The organism is Edwardsiella hoshinae NBRC 105699 = ATCC 33379 (genome assembly GCF_000474215.1).
Taxonomy (GTDB): Bacteria; Pseudomonadota; Gammaproteobacteria; order Enterobacterales; family Enterobacteriaceae; genus Edwardsiella; species Edwardsiella hoshinae.
Genome location: NZ_BAUC01000075.1, coordinates 1 through 2,513 on the forward strand (window position 1 = coordinate 1; position 2,513 = coordinate 2,513).

General features: G+C 47.7%; 3 protein-coding genes and 1 pseudogene. 2 read left to right on the forward strand and 2 right to left on the reverse strand.

Annotation, left to right across the window (positions count from 1 at the left end; translation table 11 throughout):
* Positions 1 to 817, forward strand: a pseudogene (locus EHO01S_RS19080) (prophage tail fiber N-terminal domain-containing protein); the annotation flags it as partial.
* The gene (locus tag EHO01S_RS16930) at positions 790 to 1,401 is read left to right on the forward strand and encodes a tail fiber assembly protein (RefSeq protein WP_232238242.1); all 612 of its coding nucleotides are present in this window, start codon (positions 790 to 792) and stop codon (positions 1,399 to 1,401) included. The pseudogene EHO01S_RS19080 and the gene EHO01S_RS16930, both read left to right, overlap by 28 nt.
* A 29-nt stretch (positions 1,402 to 1,430) precedes the next feature.
* On the opposite strand, the gene EHO01S_RS16935 is transcribed toward EHO01S_RS16930, so the two are convergent.
* Complete coding sequence (locus EHO01S_RS16935; RefSeq protein ID WP_269668546.1) at positions 1,431 to 1,961, reverse strand: tail fiber assembly protein; 531 nt, start codon at positions 1,959 to 1,961, stop codon at positions 1,431 to 1,433.
* Positions 1,958 to 2,513, reverse strand: a 556-nt coding sequence (locus EHO01S_RS19085) for a tail fiber protein (protein WP_369400685.1), incomplete at its 5' end; no start/stop codon positions are given. The genes EHO01S_RS19085 and EHO01S_RS16935, both read right to left, overlap by 4 nt.

The window sequence follows — 2,513 nt, forward strand, 5'->3', positions numbered from 1 at the left end:
CCTTGGTTTGCGAGAAACCATTAATCTGGCAGCTAACGCATGGTCAAAGAATATCGTCGGCACATTACGAGACGGTGGAACGTTCGCAGACTGTAACAAGCCTGGGATTTATAATGTCGCGATCGCCGACGCCAGTACAGTTAGTGATTTTCCTAAAGCGAATGGCCTGACGATTTATAGCTATGGGATGATGATTGTCATGCCTACTAACAGCGTTATTGAGCAATTATATCTTAGCCATAGCGGACATGTTGCATCTCGCCAGACATGGCATGGCCCAGAAAGATACAATCCCTGGATAATTCAATACAGTAGTGTTAATGAGCCAACATATTTTAAATATGGATGTCCACTGATTGGGACTTGTATCAGTTGGTGCAATGAGCGAATGCCCCAGGAAATTTGGCCCGATATTGGAATGGAGTTTATCCCTTGGATGGGGCAGGCCTTTGATCCTCAAAAATACCCCCTAGCTCATGCTCTCTGGCCTGATAATCATCTTCCTGTTGATATGCGCGGGTATGGTATCAGAGCGTGGGATCATGGCAGGGGCATCGATTCAGGTCGAGGGTTGTTATCCTATCAGGAAGATGCGTTACAGAACTTCACGGGCACCATGCGTTTTAACGAAATGCTCGGCGGCGTTCCGTCAAGTGGCGTATTTAGTGAACAGCGCGCTTGGGTGCCACGCACTTATAGATCTGACGGAGGTGGATACTCGTCAACAATTACATTTAACCCCGCGACTGTCGCCAGAACAGCAGCGGAGACACGAGGGAAAAACGTTGCATGGAACATGATTGTGAGGGTGAAATGATGAATCAGTGCTTTGAAAATGGATTGGCAACGGAAACCACTACAGTAATGGTTTATGGATATTCACCTGAAAATGGTGAACTTATTGGCGCATATGATGTGCGTGTTATTGTAGGTACTGGTATCCCCGCTTTTTCGACACTAATTAAGCCACCTGAACAAACTGCCGGGAAAGCACTCGTTTTTAATAACGAGCATTGGCTCGAAGTAACAGATAATCGAGGTAAGACAGCATATGCCATCGATACGGGTGAGCCAGTAACAGTAACGGAACTTGGCGACCTCCGTCATGGTTTTACGCTTACCCCACCAGAAACACCGTTTGATGAATGGGATGGTGAGAAATGGATAACAGACACCGCCGCGCAACATGTGGCGGCAGTAGCTGAGGCTAACGCTAAAAAATCCGCATTACTGGATGAGGCTAACGCCGTCACGGCCGATTGGCGTACCGAGCTAGCGTTAGGGATTATCAGCGATAGTGACAAGGCTGGGCTTATTGCGTGGATGAAATACATTCGTGCGGTGAAAGAATGCGATACCAGCACAGCGCCAAACGTAGCCTTTCCTTCAAAACCAGAATGACAGTTCGCCCGCATCATTGCGGGCGTATTTTATACTGGCGCAGGTGGAAATGTTACGGGTAATTGAGCTGTGTCTATTCGATTGACGCTCACGCGGAATTTTTTCCAGGCCTTTAGCTTCACCTCCTCTTCTGGCGTTGCTTCACCAAGGTCAACGGCATCCTGTAATGGAGCAATGGCCTTCGCGGCATTGGTCAGCAAGCGCTGCTTCTTCTGTTCCGCCTGAGCCGTCAGTTCGCCGGTGGTGTACGTCCGAGGGATGATGCTCCCATCAACAAACTGCCATCCACCATCACCATCCGCTCCATCAGGTAATGACTCTATTTCTACAATACTTCCCCCTTCGGGGCAAATGGCACTTGCGTCTTTATTAATAGCGCAAATCTCCCCATCTGGGAGATATTTCACTTTGAAAGTATTTGGCTGAAATTGTGCTATTGCTTGATACCAGTCTCGCCCTAATTCATCATGCCAAAAAAAAGCCTCAAACTGCTCGGCAATTTCTTTTTCCTCGCCACTCTCTGGCTCATATCGGGTTAGATTTTTCAAATGTAACATCATAGACCGCCTACGTTATACCAAGTGCCATTAATGAGTTTTTGCAATGCTCGACGATATGCATAGTCTGGATCTCCGTGACTATCAATATTAACGAGGCCAGTAATTACATATGGAGGCTGGTCTTTATACCCTGGCGCATTATACAGCGCAGTGTGTTCGCTAGTTGACAATCGAATATCCTGCACTGTTTTCGTGTTCGGCATTAGTTCAACCCAACCACTTTCAAACCCATAGCCATCACGAGCAGAACGGTAGCTGATACCACCATTTTTATAAGCCACTTTAAACTGTACTGCCGGACAACTTCCCCTACCCATATTGAAATGAAGAATAAGGATTGAAGCGCCACCTAGCGATGCCTCATAAATCCCGCTCGGCGCATTCCATGGCACGGAGTTAGCATCAGCGACCATCTTCCCTGTTGGCCCGAGGGCAAATGCCGAAACATCGCCAGCGGTCAGCGTAATATCGTTGGACAATGGATGATTGTTAATCCTACGCGTGGACGGCACTGCATTACCGGCCTGATTAATGGTTTCTCGCAAACCAAGG